Source organism: Pseudomonas sp. B21-047 (assembly GCF_024748775.1).
Taxonomy (GTDB): domain Bacteria; phylum Pseudomonadota; class Gammaproteobacteria; order Pseudomonadales; family Pseudomonadaceae; genus Aquipseudomonas; species Aquipseudomonas capeferrum.
The window spans coordinates 5047536-5065847 of record NZ_CP087169.1 but is presented as its reverse complement, the minus strand read 5'-3'; the positions used below and the strand labels follow the sequence as shown (position 1 = coordinate 5065847).

Genomic DNA, 18312 nt, shown 5'->3' with positions numbered 1-18312 from the left:
GGGCGGCCATGAACATGTGCCGCCGGCTATTGGTTGAGGCGTTTGTCGATCAAGCCCTGGACCACGCTCGGGTCGGCCAGGGTCGAGGTATCGCCGAGGTTTTCCAGCTCGTTGCAGGCGATCTTGCGCAGTATACGCCGCATGATCTTGCCCGAGCGGGTTTTGGGCAGCGCCGGCGCCCATTGGATCAGTTCCGGTTTGGCGAAGCTGCCGATTTCCTTGCTGACCAAGGCCAGCAGTTCGGCCTTGAGCGCGTCGTCCGGGTCCACGCCGTTCATGGTCGTGACAAAGGCGTACACCCCCTGGCCCTTGAGGTCATGGGGGTAGCCGACCACTGCCGCTTCGGCGACGCTGTCGTGCAGGACCAGCGCGCTTTCCACCTCGGCCGTGCCGATGCGGTGGCCGGACACGTTGATAACGTCGTCGATGCGCCCGGTTATCCAGTAGTCGCCATCGGCATCGCGGCGTGCGCCGTCACCGGTGAAGTAGTAGCCGGGCAGGGGCTTGAAGTAGGTTTCGACCATGCGCTGATGGTCGCCATAGACGCTGCGAATCTGCCCGGGCCAACTGGCCTTGATGGCCAGCAGGCCGGCGCCGGGGCCTTCGATGAGTGCGCCTTTTTCGTCCAGCAGCACTGGCTGCACACCGAACATGGGCTGGCTGGCGCAGCCGGGCTTGAGCCGCTGCGTGCTGGGCAACGGGGTGAGCATGATGCCGCCGGTTTCAGTCTGCCACCAGGTATCGACGATCGGGCAGCGCTTGCGCCCGACTTCTTCGAAATACCATTCCCACGCTTCCGGGTTGATCGGCTCGCCAACACTGCCGAGCAGGCGCAGGCTCTGGCGCGAGGTGCTCTGCAGCGGGCCGGAGCCTTCGCGCATGAGGGCGCGCAAGGCCGTGGGCGCGGTGTAGAAGATGTTCACCTGGTGCTTGTCCACCACCTGCCAGAAGCGCGATGTGTCCGGGTAATTGGGCACGCCTTCGAACATCAGTGAAATCGCACCATTGGCCAGCGGGCCATAGACGATGTAGCTGTGGCCGGTGACCCAGCCCACGTCCGCCGTGCACCAGAACACCTCACCCTCGCGGTAGTCGAACACCACCTTGAAAGTGAGTGTGGCCTGCAGCAGGTAGCCTGCGGTGGTATGCAACACGCCTTTGGGTTTGCCGGTGCTGCCGGAGGTGTAGAGGATGAACAGCGGGTCTTCTGCGCCCATGGGTTCGGGCGGGCAGTCGCCACTCGCCTGCTCGGTTGCCTGGTGATACCAGAGGTCGCGGCGTTCATCCCAGGCGATGTCGCCACCGGTGCGGCGCACGACGAATACGCTGCTGACATCGGGGCAGTTGGCCAGTGCCTTGTCGACGTTCAGCTTCAGCGGGATGCGCTTGCCCCCGCGCACGCCTTCATCGGCGGTGATCACGGTGCGGCAATCGGCATCGAGGATGCGGTCGCGCAGGGCATCGGGCGAAAAGCCCCCAAACACCACCGAGTGCACAGCGCCCAGCCGCGTGCAGGCGAGCATGGCAAAGGCCGCTTCAGGGATCATTGGCATGTAGATGCAGACCCGGTCGCCCTTTTTCACCCCACGCGCTTTCAGGGCATTGGCAAGGCGGCAGACCTGGCGGTGCAATTCGCGGTAGCTGATGGCCTTGGCGTCTTTAGGGTCGTCGCCTTCCCAGAGCAAGGCGGTCTGTTCGCCGCGCGTGGCCAGGTGGCGGTCGATGCAGTTGTAACTGACGTTCAGCTGGCCGCCGTCGAACCAACGGGCCTTGCCGGTTTTCAGGTCGCATTGCTGCACGCTCGACCAGGGCTTGACCCAGTCCAGGCGCTTGGCCTGCTCGGCCCAGAACGTATCGGGGTCGTCGACCGATTGCTGGTAGAGGCGGCGGTACTCTTCGTCAGTGAGGGCGGCCGATTGGCTGACGGCCAGGGCCTGGGGGTAGTCGCGTATATCGAACATGGCGGTTGTCCTGCTCTTGTCGGGGCGATGGACTGCAACGGCTATTCGATGGACAAGTGTAGCCAGGCTGGGTTCGCCTGGGCATGAAAGACGAAGGGCCCACCTTGGCGGTGAGCCCTTCTGTCATCTCAGCTGGCGGGTGGCCCCGCTGGCATCAACCGCGGTGACGGCCGCGGAAGTAGTTGATCAGGCCCTGGGTCGAACCGTCTTCGGCGCTGTCTTCCAGGCTGCCTACAAGGCGCTGGTAGACACCCTTGCCCAGCTCTTTGCCCAGCTCCACGCCCCACTGGTCGAAGGCATTGATGCCCCAGATCACGCTCTGCACGAAGACCTTGTGCTCATACATCGCCACCAGTGCGCCCAGGCGGCGCGGGCTGATGCGCTCGACCACCAGGGTGTTGCTCGGGCGGTTGCCCGGGATCACCTTGTGTGGTGCCAGCTTCTCGATGTCTGCTTCGTTCAGGCCTTTGCCGCGCAGTTCGGTCTCGGCTTCGTCACGGGTCTTGCCGAGCATCAGCGCCTGGCTCTGCGACAGGCAGTTGGCGTACAGCCACTGGTGGTGGTCGGCAACCGGGTTGAAGCTCACCACCGGCACGATGAAGTCAGCCGGAATCAGCTGGGTGCCTTGGTGCAGCAACTGGTGGTAGGCATGCTGGCCGTTGCAGCCAACGCCACCCCAGATTACCGGGCCGGTGTCGGTGTTCACCGGTGTGCCGTCCTGCAGCACGCGCTTGCCATTGGACTCCATGTCCAGCTGTTGCAGGTGCTTGGTGATGTTACGCAGGTAGTGGTCATACGGCAGGATCGCATGGCTGCGCGCGCCCCAGAAGTTGCCATACCACACGCCCAGCAGGGCCAGCAGCACTGGCATGTTCTGTTCGAACGGCGCGGTCTGGAAGTGCTGGTCCATGGTGTAGGCGCCAGACAGCAGCTCCTTGAAGTTGGCGGTGCCGATGGCCAGGGCGATCGGCAGGCCGATGGCCGACCACAGCGAATAGCGCCCACCCACCCAGTCCCACATCGGGAAGATGTTCTCTTCACGAATGCCGAAGGCCACGGCGGCGGCCTTGTTGCTGGAAACAGCGATGAAGTGGCGATACAGCTCGGCTTCCGAACCGCCCTGGGCCAGGTACCAGGTACGCGCGGCCATGGCGTTCTTCAGCGTCTCGAGGGTGTTGAACGACTTCGACGAAACGATGAACAGGGTGGTTTCGGCGCGCAGGTTGGCCGACAGTTCGTGGAACTCGCTGCCATCGATGTTCGCCAGGTAGTGGCAGCGCACGCCACGTTGCGCGTAGGGCAGCAGTGCCTCGGAGACCAGCTCGGGGCCGAGGAACGAGCCACCGATGCCGATGTTGACCACGTCGGTGATCGGTTTTTCGCTGTAACCGCGCCACAGGCCGTCGTGGATGCGCCCCACCAGTTCAGTGATCTGGTTGAGCACCTTGTGCACTTCGGGCATCACGTTGACGCCGTTGACGCTGAGCTTGTCGCCGACCGGGCGGCGCAGGGCGGTGTGCAACACCGGGCGGCCTTCGGAGGCGTTGATGATCTCGCCGTTGAACATCGACTTGATGGCATCTTGCAGGCCGACTTCTTTGGCCAGGTTCACCAGCAGGTCACGGCTTTGTTCGTTGATCAGGTTCTTCGAGTAGTCGAGAAACAAGCCGCAGCAGCTCAGCGAGAACTGGTCAAAGCGCTTGGGGTCGGCGGCGAAGGCGTCACGCATGCTGAAGTCTTGCATGGCGTCGCGGTGTTGCTGGAGCGCCTGCCATGCGGGCAGGGCCGTCACATCATGGGGTGTACGGTAATACGCCATTGCGGAGGGTTCCTTGGTGCGTTGTGAGGCCTTGGACATTGGCCTTGGCTGTCAGTTGCAGGCAGTCATTATAGGCATTGGCGGCGCGGGGGGAATGGGGGGCGTGACGGGATATCGCGGGGCATCTGCACGGTGTGTTGCGGGGGCGGCCTTGCGCCGCGAAAGGGGCGCAAAACGCCCCCGGAAAACCGCGTGATCAGGCGGTCTTGTCTTCCACGTGCAGGTACAGGTTGTCGATCAACCGGGTGTTACCCAGGTAAGCCGCCGCGATCACCACCAGGTCCCGATCATCGATCAGCGCCGGGCGCAGGCTCACGGCATGGCGAATTTCCAGGTAGTCCGGGCGCAACCCCGCAGCGGTCAGTTGCGCCAGCCCTTCTGCGGTCAGTGCCGCAAAATCACGCTGGCCACGGCCAAGCGCCGCCCCGATGTGCTGCAGGGTGCGGTACAGCGCAGGCGCGGTAACACGTTGCTCGGGCGTGAGGTAACCATTGCGCGACGACAGCGCCAGGCCGTCCTCGGCGCGCACGGTAGGCTCACCGATGATCTGGATGGGCATGTTCAGGTCGCGCACCATGGCGCGGATCACGGCCAACTGCTGGAAGTCCTTCTCGCCGAACACGGCGAGGTCCGGCTGGACCATGTTGAACAGCTTGCTGACCACCGTCGCCACACCCTCGAAATGCCCTGGCCGGCTGGCGCCGCACAGGCCTTCGGAGAGCTGGGGCACGCTTACCCGGGTTTGCACGCTCATGCCGTCGGGGTACATCTCGTCGACAGTCGGGGCAAACAGCAGGTTGCAGCCGGCCTGGAGCAAGCGCTCCTGGTCGGCAGCCAGGGTACGCGGGTAGGCGTCGAGGTCTTCATTGACGCCGAACTGCAGCGGGTTGACGAAGATGCTGGCAACCACGAAATCGGCTCGCTGGGCGGCCTTGGTCACCAGGGCGGCATGGCCGCTGTGCAGGTTGCCCATGGTCGGCACGAACGCGATGCGCTTGCCTTCGCCGCGGGCGCGGCCAACGGCGGCGCGCAGTTCACGGACGGTCTTGACAGTGTTCATGCGCTGAACCCATGTTCGCTGGCGGGGAAGCTGACGTCCTTGACCGCCTTCACGTAGGCGGCGAGGGCGCTGTCGATGTCCGGCTGGCCGGCCATGAAGTTCTTCACGAACTTCGGTACCCGGCCACTCAGCGACAGGCCGAGCATGTCGTGCAGTACCAGCACCTGGCCATCGGTGGCGCTGCCGGCGCCGATGCCGATCACCGGAATGCTCACCGCCTGGGTGATTTCCGCTGCCAGTTCACTAGGCACGCATTCGAGCAGCAGCATGGCCGCGCCGGCCTGTTCCAAGGCAATGGCGTCGGCACGCATCTGCCGCGCCTGGGCTTCCTGGCGGCCCTGCACCTTGTAACCGCCCAGCACGTTGACGGTCTGTGGCGTCAGGCCCATGTGCGCACACACCGGTACACCGCGCTCGGCCAGCAGGCGAACGGTCTCGGCCAGCCAGGCGGCGCCTTCGAGCTTGATCATGTGGGCGCCGGCCTGCATCAGCGTGGCGCAGTTGGCGAAGGCCTGCTCGGGGGTGGCGTGCGCCATGAACGGCAGGTCGGCCAGAATCAGCGCGCCATCGTTGCCACGCTTGACGCAGGCAGTGTGGTAGGCCATTTCCGCCGTGGTCACAGGCAGTGTGCTGTCGTGGCCTTGCAGGACCATCCCCAGCGAGTCGCCCACCAGCAACACTTCGACACCGGCCTGGCTGGCGGCCTTGGCGAAGGTCGCGTCGTAGCAGGTCAGCATGGTGATTTTTTCACCCTTGGCCTTGAGGCCATGCAGGGTGGTCAGGGTTACTTCAGGCATGTAGGAAAATCCTCGTTCAGGCGCTGTTAAAACGACTGCATACAACGCGTGTAGTCATCTTCCGGAGCGGCACATCATCGCGCGTGATGTTCGCAGGTCCGTCCGGGCCTAAATACGGGTATGCGGCACAGGGGTGCCACACGGGACGCCTATAGTCGTGAGCGAGGTGGGGGAAGTCAATCACCCTGTTACCGCATTGTTACGAACAGGGTGTTACTGGCGTTACCGTCGCCTGGAGCGCCCGAATTACAGGCGCTCGAGACCGACGAACGGGCAGGCGCTGATGAGCTCGGCGAGTTCGCGGCCATCGGGCAGGCAGAAGCCGTCTGGCACCAGTTCGGCCAGGGGGTACAGCACGAAGGCGCGGGCGTGCATGTGGTAATGCGGTACCTGCAGGCGCGGCACGTCGATCAGCTGGTCGCCAAACAGCAGGATATCCAGGTCGAGCGTGCGAGGGCCCCAACGCTCCTTGCGCACGCGGCCCTGGTCATTTTCGATGGCCTGCAGGGCGTCGAGCAGGGCCAATGGCTCGAGCGAGGTGTCGAGCGCCGCCACGGCGTTGGTGTAGCGCGGCTGGCCAGGCAGCAGCGAGTCGCTGGTGAACAGGCCCGAGGCCGCCACCAGGCGGGTGCCTTCGGCCTGGCCCAGCGCCTGGAAGGCGTTCTGCAGTTGTTCTGCAGGCGCGTCCAGGTTGCTGCCCAGGCCGATGTAGGCGCGCGTTGTCACTCGAACGCCTCGTCGCCACCGCGTTTACGCTTGCTGGGGCTGCGTTTGCGCTTGCGCGGGCCGGCGCCGGTACCTTCGTCGCGGCTGCCCAGCTCACGGATCATGTCGCGGCGCTGGCTGTCGTTGGCATCTTGGTAGTCAGTCCACCATTGGCCGAGGTCATCGGTTTCCTCGCCAGCGCTTTCACGCAGCAGCAGGAAGTCGTAACCGGCACGGAAGCGCGGGTTGTCCAGCAGCTGGTCGGCGCGCTTGCCGCTGCGACGTGGCAGGCGTTCCTGCATGTCCCAGATCTCGCGGATCGGCAGGGTGAACCGCTTCGGGATAGCAATGCGTGCGCACTGTTCGGCGATCAGGTCGTGGGCCGCACCGTTCATGGCTGGGATCGGTGGCACACCCTGGTTTTGCAGGTGCAGCACACGGGCCGGCAGGGCGGGCCACAGCAGCGCGGCGAAGAGGAAGGCCGGCGTGACCGGTTTGCCCTGTTTGACGCGCAGATCGGTGTTGGTCAGCGCCTGGCTGATCAAGGTGTGGGTGTAGCTCGGGCGTTCGTCCAGGGCTTGCGCGCTGGCCGGGAACAACGGCTCGAACAGCTGCAGGTCGACCAGCATTTCGAAGGCCATCGCACCTTGGCCCGAGAGGAACAGCTTCAGGCTTTCCTCGAACAGGCGCGCAGGCGGTATCTCGCGCAGCAGCGGGGCCAACTCGCGGATCGGCTGCACCGTGTGCTTCTCGATGCCGAAGTCGAGCTTGGCGGCGAAACGCACGGCACGCAGCATGCGCACCGGGTCTTCCTGGTAGCGGTGGGTCGGGTCACCGATCAGGCGCAACAGGCGGTTGCGCACATCGTGCACGCCGTTGGCGTAATCGAGGATGCGCTCGCTGACGGGGTCGTAGTAGAGGGCATTGATGGTGAAGTCGCGGCGTTGCGCGTCTTCTTCCAGGGTGCCGTACACGTTGTCACGCAGGATGCGGCCACTGGCATTGTGCGACGAACGGTGGTTATCACCTTGGTCGTCTTCCGAGTGGTGGGCGCGGAAGGTGGCGACTTCGATGATTTCACGGCCGAAATGCACGTGGACCAGCTTGAAGCGGCGACCAATGATGCGCGCGTTACGGAACTCGGCACGGACCTGTTCGGGCGTGGCGCTGGTGGCGACGTCGAAGTCTTTGGGCGTGATGCCCAGCATCAGGTCGCGGACACAGCCACCGACCAGGTAAGCCTGGTAGCCCGCACTCTGCAGGCGCTCGACGATGTTCACCGCGTGGCGGCTGAACTGGTGGCGTTGCAGCGAGTGTTGGCTCTTGTTGATCACCTCGGGCGTGGTGCGCCGGTGGTGCTGGCCCGGTACGGGAGGGCGGAACGACTGGAACAGCTTCTTCAGCATGGGATGCACTGTTTGAAGGAATGTTCGGCCAAGAATAGGAGAATGGCCGCATGATGGGCGGGGATTCTAGCATTTACTCAAGGAATGGTGTAGGCGGGTAGCAGGATGACTGCCAGAAGGGAGAAACGACAAGGGGAGCCTAAGCTCCCCAAGAAGTCGTTGCGTGCTCTTATTATTTTTTTGCTGGGCTTTTTGTTTTTGTTGAGTGCCCTGCCCACAAATCGCAAAGCTTGTGGACGACCCCTAATCCAGGGGTAAAGAGCAAACGGATTGCTTTGGCCGCTGATGTCACGTTGATCTGTCGATCCAACCAGTTCAGGCGCTGCTTTTTAGTGCAGTTTTTGTTGTTCTCTGCCTGGTCGTGGGGCAAGCCCCAAACACGCATCCTCTCCAAAAGAATCAGTTAGCTGCGCCTCCGCCGTCTTGTTTTTATTGTGCGTGAGCCGTTTCGTCTTGTTCTTATTATGAGTTGCAGTGCTTGTTATTGTTTTTGTACTAAGCATATAGCAGGTGCCGTGCCAACTTTTCGAAACCCAATGAAATCAAGGGTTTGCAGGTTTTTGCAGGATTCTGGTGGGCGGAAAATGGCGGGGTTTCGTTACCGTACACCTCGGCAACTGTTACGTCTGAAAGGTTGGGTAACAGATTTTTGCGGTAACTGATGTGTTACCTGGGGTGTGCCCAAGGCCAAGTGTGTTCGCCACAACCTGTTCAGCGCCTATGCGATCGAGCGCCGCGCGGGCGGCGCTCGATCTCCCAGGCGCCGCACTTGCTGCGGCGAACACTGGGCAGGTTGAATTACTCGCTGGTAGCGTTACTCTTGCGCCGCGGGATGCCCAGGCGCTGACGGCGTTCCCACAGGCATTTGCGGCTGACGCCAAGCTTGCGGGCAAGCTCTGTCTCGGTCATGTGGTCCTGGTGCTCCAGGACGAAGTGCTGGAAGTAGTCCTCCAGTGACAGGTCCTCGGTCGGCTCATGGCTGGCATTGCCAGCGCTGGCGCCGCCCAGGGCGTTGTCGAGCAGGTCGTCGTCTTCCAGGTCGCTCAGCTCGATGTCGATGCCCAGCAGGTCGGCGGAAATTTCTGCGCTCTCGCTGAGAATCACCGCGCGCTCGACGGCGTTTTCCAGCTCACGCACGTTACCCGGCCAGCTGTAATGACGAATGGCCTGTTCGGCGTCGGCAGAGAAGTGCAGGTCATCACGGCCGATGCGTGCGCTCTGGCGGGCCAGGAAGGCGCTGGCAATCTCGTTGACGTCGCTGCCGCGCTCACGCAGGGCGGGCAGTTTCAGGGCGATCACGTGCAGGCGGTAATAAAGGTCTTCACGGAACTGGCCGGCCTTGGCCAGGTTTTTCAGGTCGCGGTGAGTCGCGGCAATCAGGCGCACATCGACCTTTTGCGACTGCACCGAGCCGACCCGGCGGATTTCGCCTTCCTGCAGCACGCGCAGCAGGCGAGCCTGTGCTTCCAGTGGCAATTCGCCGATCTCATCGAGGAACAAGGTGCCGCCGTCCGCCGCTTCAACCAGCCCAGCGCGCCCTGCGCTGGCGCCGGTGAAGGCGCCTTTTTCGTGGCCGAACAACTCGGACTCGATCAGGGTCTCGGGGATGGCCGCGCAGTTCACCGAGATCATCGGTGCCTTGGCCCGCCGCGACAGGTTGTGCAGGGCGCGGGCGACCAGCTCCTTGCCGGTGCCCGATTCGCCCTGGATCAGGACATTGGAATCGGTCGGCGCCACCTTGCGGATCTTGCTGTACATGTCCTGCATCGGCGGGCACGAGCCGATGATGCCAATTTCGCCGTTGGCCGAGGCATTGCTGCCCTTGTCGGCAGCGGCGGCCTTGCCGTTGCTGCGCGGCTCGGTAGCCGGTGCGGCAGCAGGCGCGCTTGGCCGGTCACGGAGGATGCGCGCCACAGCTTGTAGCATCTCGTCGTGGTCGAAGGGCTTGGCGATGTAGTCCACCGCGCCCATTTTCATCGAATCCACCGCCGAGCGCAGGCTGGCGTAACTGGTCATGATCAGTACCGGGGTGCCCTGGCCGAGCTTGATCAGCTCGGTGCCAGGTGCGCCCGGCAGGCGCAGGTCGCTGACGATCAGGTCGAAGGTGGCAATGCTGAAGCGTTCCTGGGCTTCCTGCACCGAGCCGGCTTCGCTGACTTGGTACTGGTTCCGCTCGAGCAGGCGACGCAAGGCCGAGCGGATGATGGTTTCGTCTTCGACGATCAGAATATGCGGCATTGATTCAATTCTCTCGACGGTCTCGAATTTCAGGGGACGTCGCTACGACATGCCGGGGCAGGGTCACGCGGATCCGGGTGCCACGTTGCCGTTCGATATCGGCAGGGCTGTCGATGGTGATTTGCCCATAATGCTCTTCCACGATGGAATAGACCAGAGCGAGCCCCAGTCCGGTTCCTTCGCCCGGGTCCTTGGTGGTGAAGAAGGGTTCGAACAGGCGGTCCATGATGTTCTTCGGGATGCCACTGCCCTCGTCTTCGACGATCAGGTCGACGGTGTGTTCGCTGATTTCGCTGCGCACGCGCACGGCACTGCCGGGCGGCGACGCGTCGCGGGCATTGGAGAGCAGGTTGATCAGCACCTGGGCCAGGCGCTGGGGGTCCCCTTCGGCCCAGTGTTCCGGGTCGCAGAGGTTGAAGAACTGGACTTCGAAGTTGCGCCGGTTCAACGCCAGCAGGCCGATGGCATCCTGCGCCACTTCGGCCAGGCACACCGGCTCTTCGCTGTTCTGGTGGCTGCCACCGGCATGGGCGAAGCTCATCAACGACTGGACAATGCGCGATACCCGTTTGGTCTGCTCCAGAATCTGGCTCGACAGCTCGGTGATCTCGCCATCGCCCTCGCGTTCCTCGCGCAGGTTCTGCGCCAGGCAGGCGATGCCGGTGATCGGGTTGCCGATTTCGTGGGCCACGCCCGCCGCCAGGCGGCCGATGCTGGCCAGGCGCTCGGAGTGCACCAGCTTGTCTTCCAGGGCCTGGGTTTCGGTCAGGTCTTCGACCAGCAGCACCAGGCCGCTGTTACCCGGTGCCAGTGGCTCGTCGATGGCGGCCTTGTGCAGGTTCAGCCAACGGGGCTGGCCGTCGAGGGCCAGGCGTTGCTTGTGCAAGTGTTCGTCGGGCAGGTCGATGAAGCCTTGCAGCAGGCCGCGCCACGGCTCGCCGATGGTCACCAGGCGCGACCCGACCACGTGCTTGGCAGCGATGCCGGTGAGCTCTTCCATGGCCTTGTTCCACATCAGGATCTCTTGGTCCTTGGCCAGGGAGCACACGCCCATGGGCAGTTCCTGCAGCGTCTGGCGGTGGTAGCGGCGCAAGGCGTCGAGCTCGGCGGCAAGGCCGGTCAGGCGTGAGTGATAGTCTTCCAGGCGGCTTTCGATGAAGTGGATGTCTTCGGTGACGTAGTTTTCGTTGCCGGACTTGTAGGGCAGGAAGGTCTCGACCATGTCCTGGGCCACGCTCGGGCCCATCAGGCCCGAGAGGTTGGCCTCGATGCGGTCGCGCAGGCGGCGCAACGCGTAGGGGCGGCGCTCGTCGAATGGCAGGTAGAGGTCGCGCAGTGCTTGTTCCACTTCTTTCTGCGCGGCCTTGGCGCCCAATGGCTTGGCCAGTTGGGTGGCAAACTCCTGCGGCGAGGCGGCATGCAGCTCACGGCGCTGCGGGCGCCGCACGTTGTCCACCGCGCACGCTTCGGCGGCGCTGACCTCTTCGCTGCTGGCGTTGGTGAACAGCGAGATCAGGGTAAACAGCAAGACGTTGGCCGCCAGCGAGGCGATGGCCGCCATGTGCCAGCTGGTGTCGTCGAGCACATAGATCATGTCCAGCAACGGGATGTAGAAGCCCTGCAGGTTGCCCAACAGCGGCAGCAGCATGGTCACCATCCACACCAGGGTGCCGGCCAGCAAGCCGGCGATGAAGCCGCGGCGGTTGGCGGTCGGCCAATACAGTACCGACAGCACGCCCGGCAGGAACTGCAAGGTGGCGACAAACGCGACGATGCCCAGGTTGGCCAGGCTCTGATGGTTGTTCTGGGTCAGGTAGAACATGAAGCCGGCGGTGATGATGGCGACGATCAGCGCGCGGCGTGTCCATTTCAGCCAGCGGTAGATGTTGCCTTCGGCCGGCGGCTGGTACAGCGGCAGCACCAGGTGGTTGAGGGCCATGCCCGACAGCGCGAGGGTGGTGACGATGATCAACCCGCTGGCCGCTGACAGGCCGCCTATATACGCCAGCAGCGCCAGCGCCTCGTTGTTGGCAGCAATGCCAAGGCCCAGCGTGAAGTACTCGGGGTTGGTGCTGGCGCCCAGGCGCAGGCCGGCCCATAGCACCAGCGGCACGGCCAGGCTCATCAGCAACAGGAACAGCGGCAGGCCCCAGCTGGCACTGACCAGCGAGCGCGGGTTGAGGTTTTCGGTAAAGGCCATGTGGTACATGTGCGGCATGACGATGGCCGAGGCGAAGAACACCAGCAGCAGGGTGCGCCATGGCCCTTCCTGCAGCGGTGTGTGCAGTGCGGCCAGGGCGGTCTGGTTCTGCAGCAGCCACACTTCAAGCTCGTGCGGGCCGCCGAACACACCGTACAAGGCATACAGCCCGATACCGCCCAGGGCCAGCAGTTTGATCACCGACTCGAAGGCAATGGCAAACACCAGCCCTTCGTGCTTCTCGCGCGTGGCGATGTGCCGCGAGCCGAAGAAGATGGTGAACAGGGTGATCAGTGCACAAAAGGCGAAGGCCACCCTGGCCTTGACCGGCTCGCCGGTAAGGATGCTGATCGAATCGGCCACCGCCTGGATCTGCAGGGCCAGCAACGGCAATACGCCAATCAGCATGATGACGGTGGTCAGCGCGCCGGCCCAAGTGCTGCGAAAGCGAAACGCCAGCAGGTCGGCCAGGGACGATAGCTGATAGGTGCGGGTGATCTTGAGGATCGGGTAGAGCAGCACCGGCGCCAGCAGGAAGGCCCCGGAAACCCCCAGGTAGCAGGCCAGGAAGCCATAACCGTACTGGTAGGCCAGGCCGACCGAGCCATAGAAGGCCCAGGCACTGGCATACACGCCCAGAGACAGGGTGTAGGTCAGCGGGTGGCGAATGATCGAACGGGGAATCAGCCCGCGCTCGCTGATCCAGGCCACGCCGAACAGTACCATCAGGTACGCGGCGCTGATCAGGATCATCTGGGTCAGGCTAAAGCTCATCGGCATCTCGTTGGCTCTGCAGGATGAAGGTGACGACGATCAGGATCAGCCAGAGCAGGTAGGGGCGGTACCAGGCACCGGTTGGTTCGATCCACCAGTCCATGATGGCCGGGGAGAACAGGTAGATCCCCACGACCAGAAGCAGGACCAAACGATAGATGTACATGCTGGCCTCGATGGTTGGGCGCTGCGGGCTTGGACTTATTATTGGCGCAAATGGCGGGGGGGATGCTAGCGGGAATCCATTGCGTTAGCCAAGGTTTTGAAAGTATTGGGCTTTTGTTTTTGGTGAGATGCGCGGTGTTTAGCATCACGCGATTCCTGTAGGAGCGGCCTTGTGTCGCGATGGGGCGCGTAGCGGCCCCAGGATTTCAGCTCTGCCGCACCTATTACCGGGGCTGCTTTGCAGCCCTTCGCGACACAAGGCCGCTCCTACACTGACCGCATTGGCCGGTCAGATCCGAGGCTCAGCGCAAATCAGCTTCAGGCACTGTGGTCCGCTGCGCAATCGCCTCCGGCCGCCACTGCTGGCGGGCTATCGCCAACACTTCAGCCGGCGTAGCCAACAGCAAATCGGGGTCTGCTTCCTGCCCCAACGCCCGCAATGCCCGCAACAGCAGCGGTGTAGCATGCTCCGCCTGCAGGGGTGGCGAACGGTACGACTTGCCCAGCTTGTGCCCATCCGGCTGCACGATCAGCGGAATATGCAGGTAGCGCGGCTGCGAGAACCCCAGCAGCTCTTGCAGGTACAGCTGGCGCGGTGTGTTGTCCAGCAGGTCGGCCCCGCGCACGATATCGGTAACACCTTGCCAGGCATCGTCCAGCACCACGGCCAACTGATAGGCGTACAACCCGTCACGGCGCTGGATGACGAAGTCGCCTACCTCGCGGCCCAGATGCTGCTCGAACGTGCCCTGCACCCGGTCGCTGAACCGGTAGATCAACTCCGGCACCCGCAGGCGGATCGCCGCACCTTCGCGGGCATGCCCGGCGTTACGGCACAACCCCGGGTAAATGCCGTTGTGGCCTTCGAGCTGTTTGCGCGAACAGGTGCAGGCGTAGGCCAGGCCCATGTTGAACAGGCGGTCGACCACGGCTGCATAGGCATCGTGGCGCTGGCTCTGGAACACCACCTCGCCGTCCCACGCCAACCCGTAGCGCTCCAGAGTCTGCAGGATGGCATCGCGGGCGCCGGGCATTTCCCGGGGCGGGTCGGTGTCTTCCATGCGCAGCAGCCAGCGGCCATTGACGGCGCGGGCATCGAGCCAGGAGGCGAGGGCGGCCACCAGCGAGCCGAAGTGCAGAAAGCCGCTGGGGGTAGGGGCGAAGCGCCCGATGTAGCTGGAGTCGTTCATGGCTGTCGTGCGTCTGAAAATGAAACGGGGCGCAAGATGCGCCCCGTTCGGATGGGAAAAGGATCAGCCTTTGCCGACGGTTTTTTCCTTTTTCTCCGCGATTTCCTTGCAGTCGAAGCACAGGTCGGCGGTTGGGCGGGCTTCCAGACGGCGCAGGCCGATCTCGATGCCGCAGGATTCACACCAGCCGTATTCTTCGTCCTGGATCAACTGCAGGGTTTTATCAATCTTCTTGATCAGCTTGCGCTCGCGATCCCGACTACGCAGTTCCAGTGCAAACTCTTCTTCTTGGCTTGCACGGTCTGCAGGGTCAGCGAAGTTGGCCGCTTCTTCCTTCATGTGGTCGACGGTTTTATCGACACCCTCCATGAGGTCTTGTTTCCAGGCGTTGAGGACTTTGGTGAAGTGATCTCGCATGGGCTTACCCATGTACTCCTCACCCTTTTTTACCTCGTAAGGATCGACGCCATGAAGAGATTGATTCGATTTTTGCTTTTCTAGGGTGGACATGAATAGACCGCCTCTTACTCATCTGATCCAATGCGCAGGCTGCTCCATCTCCGGCAACTACCGGCCCTGCGACTGCTAGCCGCCGAACTTACCAGATAGATCAGGGGTGCGCTACCCCGCCCGATCCAGATAATTGACAGCGGTGCGAGCCACACGTTCGGTAGTGCGCAGAGGTAGAATCTCCAGTTTAGACCCAATTGAGAGAAGGTCATGGCCCACCCCTACAGTGCGCGCAGCCGCGCCATCGAACCCTTCCACGTCATGGCGCTGCTGGCGCGGGCCAACGAGCTGCAGGCGGCCGGGCACGACGTGATCCACCTGGAAATCGGCGAACCGGACTTCACCACGGCTGCGCCCATCGTCGAGGCCGGCCAGGCGGCATTGGCTGCGGGCCACACCCGCTATACCGCCGCCCGTGGCCTGCCGGCGCTGCGTGAGGCGATCGCCGGTTTCTATGGGCAGCGTTACGGGGTGAGTGTCGACCCCGAGCGCATTCTGATCACCCCAGGCGGCTCTGGCGCGCTGTTGCTGGCCAGCAGCCTGTTGGTCGACCCCGGCAAGCACTGGTTGCTGGCCGACCCGGGCTACCCCTGCAACCGCCACTTCCTGCGCCTGGTTGAAGGCGGCGCACAGTTGGTGCCGGTGGGGCCAGAGGTCAATTACCAACTGACAGCCGACCTGGTTGAGCGCTACTGGGACAAGGACACGGTCGGCGCCCTGGTCGCCTCGCCGGCCAACCCGACCGGAACGGTGCTGGACCGTGCCGAGCTGGCCAGCCTGTCCGCCGCCACCCGCGAACGCCATGGCCACCTGGTGGTGGACGAGATTTACCACGGGCTGACCTACGGTATGGATGCCCCCAGTGTGCTGGAAGTGGACGATGAAGCCTTTGTGCTGAATAGTTTTTCCAAGTATTTCGGCATGACCGGCTGGCGCTTGGGCTGGCTGGTGGCGCCGCCTGGCGCGGTGGCTGACCTGGAGAAACTCGCGCAAAACCTGTACATCAGTGCGCCGAGCATGGCCCAGCATGCTGCGCTGGCGTGCTTCCAGCCGCAAACCCTGGCGATTCTGGAAGCGCGCCGTGCCGAGTTCGCCCGCCGTCGCGACTACCTGCTGCCGGCGTTGCGCGAGCTGGGCTTCGGCATTGCCGTGGAGCCCCAGGGGGCCTTCTATCTGTATGCCGATATCAGCGCCTTCGGCGGCGATGCCTTCGCCTTCTGCCGGCACTTCCTCGAAACCGAGCACGTGGCGTTCACCCCTGGGCTGGACTTTGGCCGCCACCTGGCAGGGCATCACGTGCGGTTTGCCTACACCCAGAGCCTGCCGCGCCTGGAACAGGCGGTGCAGCGTATCGCTCGCGGCCTGCGCAGTTGGCAAGGCTGATGGCATTCTTCCCTCCACTCGAGCAGGGGCGCCTGCTGCGTCGCTACAAACGGTTTCTGGCGGACATCGAACTGGCCAGTGGCGAGCAGTTGACCATTCACTGCCCCAACACCGGTTCCATGCTCAACTGCATGCGCGAAGGCGGGCAGGTATGGTTCAGCCGCTCCAACGACCCCAAGCGCAAGCTGCCCGGCACCTGGGAAATCAGCGAAACGCCACAGGGGCGGCTGGCCTGCGTGAACACCGGGCGCGCCAACGCACTGGTTGAAGAGGCGTTGCGGGCCGGTGTGATCAGCGAGCTGGCCGGGTTCACGGCGCTCAGGCGCGAAGTGGCCTATGGCGAAGAGGGCAGCCGCATCGATTTTCGCCTGGAGTTCGACAGCGGCCCGGCCTATGTCGAGGTCAAGAGCGTGACCCTGGGCTACCCCTACACTGACGTTGCGGCATTCCCCGATGCCGTCACCCAGCGCGGCGCCAAGCACCTGCGCGAGCTGGCGACGTTGGCCCGCAATGGTGTTCGTGCCGTGCAGCTTTATTGTGTGAACCTGACCGGGGTCGGAGCGGTGCGCCCAGCCGAGGAAATCGACGCGGCCTATGCCCAGGCATTGCGCGCCGCCGTGGCTGAAGGGGTCGAGGTGCTGGCCTACGGCACCCATCTGGATGCCGAACGCATTGTCATCAACCGCCCATTGCCCGTGTTGCTCAACCCGTGAGCCAGATGCCCTGGCTGTCTTCGTGGCAGCCCAGGGCCTGCAGCACCTCGCCCTCGCAAGGCCCAGCCACGCATTCGCCGTTCTCTATAAGAAACAAGGCGCCATGATGGGCGCAGTGAATCAGGCTGGCGCTGTCATCGAGAAACGCATCGGTTGCCCAGTTCAGGGGGATGCCCCGGTGTGGGCAGCGGTTGCGATAAAGGTACACCTGGCCCTGGCGGCGGACGCCGAGCAGGTCGACGCCGTCTACGCTGAAGGCGCGGCTGTGGCCCTCGGCCAATGAGCTGGAAGTACAAAGCAAGTGCATGGCAAGGAAGACTCGTGAAACACGTGATGGCTTGACGCTTCAATGCGAATAATTATCAAATTGCCCGCATTCGCTGCGCCCAGCCGTCTATGGTGCGCAGTTCCGCCGCCCGCCACAAGGCGCGCGGCCCGCCTTCAGAAGGAAATCCGATGATGCGCCGCCCCGTCGCCCTGATCGCCCTGTGCGCAGGTTTAGTGCTGTCTACCCAGGCCCTGGCTGCCGAACTGCCGCAGCGTTGGGTCAGCGCTGGTGGCGCGCTTAGCGAATGGGTCAGTGCGCTGGGCGGCGAAGCGCACCTGGTTGGCGTCGATACCACCAGCCAACACCCCGAGTCGCTGAAGGCGCTACCGAGTGTCGGCTATCAGCGGCAGTTGTCCGCCGAAGGCGTTCTGAGCCTGCGTCCTGATGTGTTGGTGGGTACCGAAGAGATGGGGCCGCCACCGGTGCTGGCGCAGATCCGCAAGGCGGGCGTGCGGGTTGAACTGTTCTCGGGCAAGGCCGAACTCGACGCGGTCGATGAAAACCTCAGGCACCTGGGGCAATTGCTTGGTGCAGAGCAACAAGCCACTGCGCTGGCAACAGGCTATCGCCAGCAGCTGGATGCGCTGCAGGCCGAGGTCAAGCAGGCCCAGGCGGGCCAGAAGGCGCCCGGCGTGTTGCTGCTGGTTGGCCATGCCGGTGCCAAGCCGTTGATCGCTGGCCAAGGCACCGCGGGCGATTGGCTGCTGCGACAGGCCGGGGCGCGCAACCTGGCGGAGCACCAAGGCTACAAGAACTTCTCCAGCGAAGCGCTGGCAGCGCTGGACCCGGACGTGGTGGTGTTTTCCGACCGTGCGTTGGCCGATGAGCAGGCGCTGCAGGCGTTGCTCAAGGAGAACCCGGCGCTGGCGGCCTCCCGTGCGGTGCGTGAGCAGCGCCTGGTGTCACTCGACCCGACGCTGCTGGTGGGCGGCCTTGGGCCACGCTTGCCGGCGACCCTGCGCACGCTGGCTGGGGCCTTCTACCCAGCAGCCAAGGCCAGCTTCGCGCAATGAAGCAGCGCGTTCAGCCACGCACACTGATCGTCTGCCTGAGCCTGTTGTGC

15 protein-coding genes are annotated in these 18312 nt (G+C 63.7%); 3 read left to right on the top strand and 12 right to left on the bottom strand.

Going from position 1 to position 18312, the window contains the following annotated elements; genetic code table 11:
- Window positions 1-26 precede the first annotated feature (26 nt).
- The 11 genes from acs to dksA form a co-directional block, all read right to left on the bottom strand.
- Window positions 27-1961, bottom strand: coding sequence for an acetate--CoA ligase (acs, locus tag LOY26_RS22930; protein WP_258714130.1), 1935 nt, complete (start codon window positions 1959-1961; stop codon window positions 27-29).
- Window positions 1962-2115: 154 nt separating this feature from the next.
- The gene (gene pgi / locus LOY26_RS22925) at window positions 2116-3780 is read right to left on the bottom strand and encodes a glucose-6-phosphate isomerase (RefSeq protein WP_186652594.1); all 1665 of its coding nucleotides are present in this window, start codon (window positions 3778-3780) and stop codon (window positions 2116-2118) included.
- 196 nt (window positions 3781-3976) lie between these two features.
- The gene (gene panC, locus LOY26_RS22920) at window positions 3977-4840 is read right to left on the bottom strand and encodes a pantoate--beta-alanine ligase (RefSeq protein WP_186652593.1); all 864 of its coding nucleotides are present in this window, start codon (window positions 4838-4840) and stop codon (window positions 3977-3979) included.
- The gene (gene panB / locus LOY26_RS22915) at window positions 4837-5637 is read right to left on the bottom strand and encodes a 3-methyl-2-oxobutanoate hydroxymethyltransferase (RefSeq protein WP_033701569.1); all 801 of its coding nucleotides are present in this window, start codon (window positions 5635-5637) and stop codon (window positions 4837-4839) included. The genes panC and panB overlap by 4 nt, the downstream gene beginning before the upstream one ends.
- A 246-nt stretch (window positions 5638-5883) precedes the next feature.
- Window positions 5884-6363: a 2-amino-4-hydroxy-6-hydroxymethyldihydropteridine diphosphokinase gene (gene folK / locus LOY26_RS22910; protein ID WP_186652592.1), complete on the bottom strand. Its 480-nt coding sequence runs from the start codon at window positions 6361-6363 to the stop codon at window positions 5884-5886.
- Window positions 6360-7748, bottom strand: a complete 1389-nt coding sequence (locus LOY26_RS22905) for a polynucleotide adenylyltransferase PcnB (protein ID WP_033701566.1) — start codon at window positions 7746-7748, stop codon at window positions 6360-6362. The genes folK and LOY26_RS22905 overlap by 4 nt, the downstream gene beginning before the upstream one ends.
- Window positions 7749-8546: 798 nt before the next feature.
- Window positions 8547-9986 carry a sigma-54 dependent transcriptional regulator gene (locus tag LOY26_RS22900; protein WP_047583820.1) on the bottom strand — a complete coding sequence of 480 codons (1440 nt, stop codon included), beginning with the start codon at window positions 9984-9986 and terminating at the stop codon, window positions 8547-8549.
- Between the two features lie 4 nt (window positions 9987-9990).
- Window positions 9991-12966, bottom strand: a complete 2976-nt coding sequence (locus LOY26_RS22895) for a sensor histidine kinase (protein ID WP_077068659.1) — start codon at window positions 12964-12966, stop codon at window positions 9991-9993.
- On the bottom strand, window positions 12950-13126 hold the full coding sequence (locus LOY26_RS22890; protein WP_003250005.1) for a hypothetical protein: 177 nt from the start codon (window positions 13124-13126) through the stop codon (window positions 12950-12952). Before LOY26_RS22890 ends, LOY26_RS22895 begins: the two co-directional genes overlap by 17 nt.
- A gap of 301 nt (window positions 13127-13427) precedes the next feature.
- The gene (gene gluQRS / locus LOY26_RS22885) at window positions 13428-14315 is read right to left on the bottom strand and encodes a tRNA glutamyl-Q(34) synthetase GluQRS (protein ID WP_095063787.1); all 888 of its coding nucleotides are present in this window, start codon (window positions 14313-14315) and stop codon (window positions 13428-13430) included.
- Window positions 14316-14378: 63 nt separating this feature from the next.
- Window positions 14379-14825 carry an RNA polymerase-binding protein DksA gene (dksA, locus tag LOY26_RS22880; protein ID WP_095063786.1) on the bottom strand — a complete coding sequence of 149 codons (447 nt, stop codon included), beginning with the start codon at window positions 14823-14825 and terminating at the stop codon, window positions 14379-14381.
- A 210-nt stretch (window positions 14826-15035) separates the two neighbouring features.
- Here dksA and LOY26_RS22875 point away from each other — a divergent pair, with 210 nt between their 5' ends.
- Together LOY26_RS22875 and sfsA are read left to right on the top strand one after the other, a co-directional pair.
- Window positions 15036-16208: a pyridoxal phosphate-dependent aminotransferase gene (locus LOY26_RS22875; protein WP_033701559.1), complete on the top strand. Its 1173-nt coding sequence runs from the start codon at window positions 15036-15038 to the stop codon at window positions 16206-16208.
- Window positions 16208-16921 (top strand): DNA/RNA nuclease SfsA, encoded by a 714-nt coding sequence (gene sfsA / locus LOY26_RS22870; protein ID WP_258714129.1) that lies wholly within the window; start codon window positions 16208-16210, stop codon window positions 16919-16921. Before LOY26_RS22875 ends, sfsA begins: the two co-directional genes overlap by 1 nt.
- Here sfsA and LOY26_RS22865 read toward each other — a convergent pair.
- Window positions 16911-17228, bottom strand: a complete 318-nt coding sequence (locus tag LOY26_RS22865; protein WP_258714128.1) for a Rieske (2Fe-2S) protein — start codon at window positions 17226-17228, stop codon at window positions 16911-16913. The genes sfsA and LOY26_RS22865 overlap by 11 nt on opposite strands.
- 149 nt (window positions 17229-17377) lie before the next feature.
- On the opposite strand from LOY26_RS22865, the gene LOY26_RS22860 reads away from it, so the two are divergent.
- The gene (locus LOY26_RS22860) at window positions 17378-18262 is read left to right on the top strand and encodes a hemin ABC transporter substrate-binding protein (RefSeq protein ID WP_258714127.1); all 885 of its coding nucleotides are present in this window, start codon (window positions 17378-17380) and stop codon (window positions 18260-18262) included.
- Window positions 18263-18312: the final 50 nt, after the last annotated feature.

Bases quoted from the DNA above. Each gene is read 5' to 3' on its own strand.
- sfsA (WP_258714129.1), top strand. From the start codon at position 16,208: ATGGCATTCTTCCCTCCACTCGAGCAGGGGCGCCTGCTGCGTCGCTAC.
- LOY26_RS22900 (WP_047583820.1), bottom strand. From the start codon at position 9,986: ATGCCGCATATTCTGATCGTCGAAGACGAAACCATCATCCGCTCGGCC.
- panB (WP_033701569.1), bottom strand. From the start codon at position 5,637: ATGCCTGAAGTAACCCTGACCACCCTGCATGGCCTCAAGGCCAAGGGT.
- pgi (WP_186652594.1), bottom strand. From the start codon at position 3,780: ATGGCGTATTACCGTACACCCCATGATGTGACGGCCCTGCCCGCATGG.
- gluQRS (WP_095063787.1), bottom strand. From the start codon at position 14,315: ATGAACGACTCCAGCTACATCGGGCGCTTCGCCCCTACCCCCAGCGGC.
- LOY26_RS22865 (WP_258714128.1), bottom strand. From the start codon at position 17,228: ATGCACTTGCTTTGTACTTCCAGCTCATTGGCCGAGGGCCACAGCCGC.
- LOY26_RS22875 (WP_033701559.1), top strand. From the start codon at position 15,036: ATGGCCCACCCCTACAGTGCGCGCAGCCGCGCCATCGAACCCTTCCAC.
- LOY26_RS22905 (WP_033701566.1), bottom strand. From the start codon at position 7,748: ATGCTGAAGAAGCTGTTCCAGTCGTTCCGCCCTCCCGTACCGGGCCAG.
- dksA (WP_095063786.1), bottom strand. From the start codon at position 14,825: ATGTCCACCCTAGAAAAGCAAAAATCGAATCAATCTCTTCATGGCGTC.
- acs (WP_258714130.1), bottom strand. From the start codon at position 1,961: ATGTTCGATATACGCGACTACCCCCAGGCCCTGGCCGTCAGCCAATCG.
- LOY26_RS22860 (WP_258714127.1), top strand. From the start codon at position 17,378: ATGATGCGCCGCCCCGTCGCCCTGATCGCCCTGTGCGCAGGTTTAGTG.
- LOY26_RS22890 (WP_003250005.1), bottom strand. From the start codon at position 13,126: ATGTACATCTATCGTTTGGTCCTGCTTCTGGTCGTGGGGATCTACCTG.
- LOY26_RS22895 (WP_077068659.1), bottom strand. From the start codon at position 12,966: ATGCCGATGAGCTTTAGCCTGACCCAGATGATCCTGATCAGCGCCGCG.
- panC (WP_186652593.1), bottom strand. From the start codon at position 4,840: ATGAACACTGTCAAGACCGTCCGTGAACTGCGCGCCGCCGTTGGCCGC.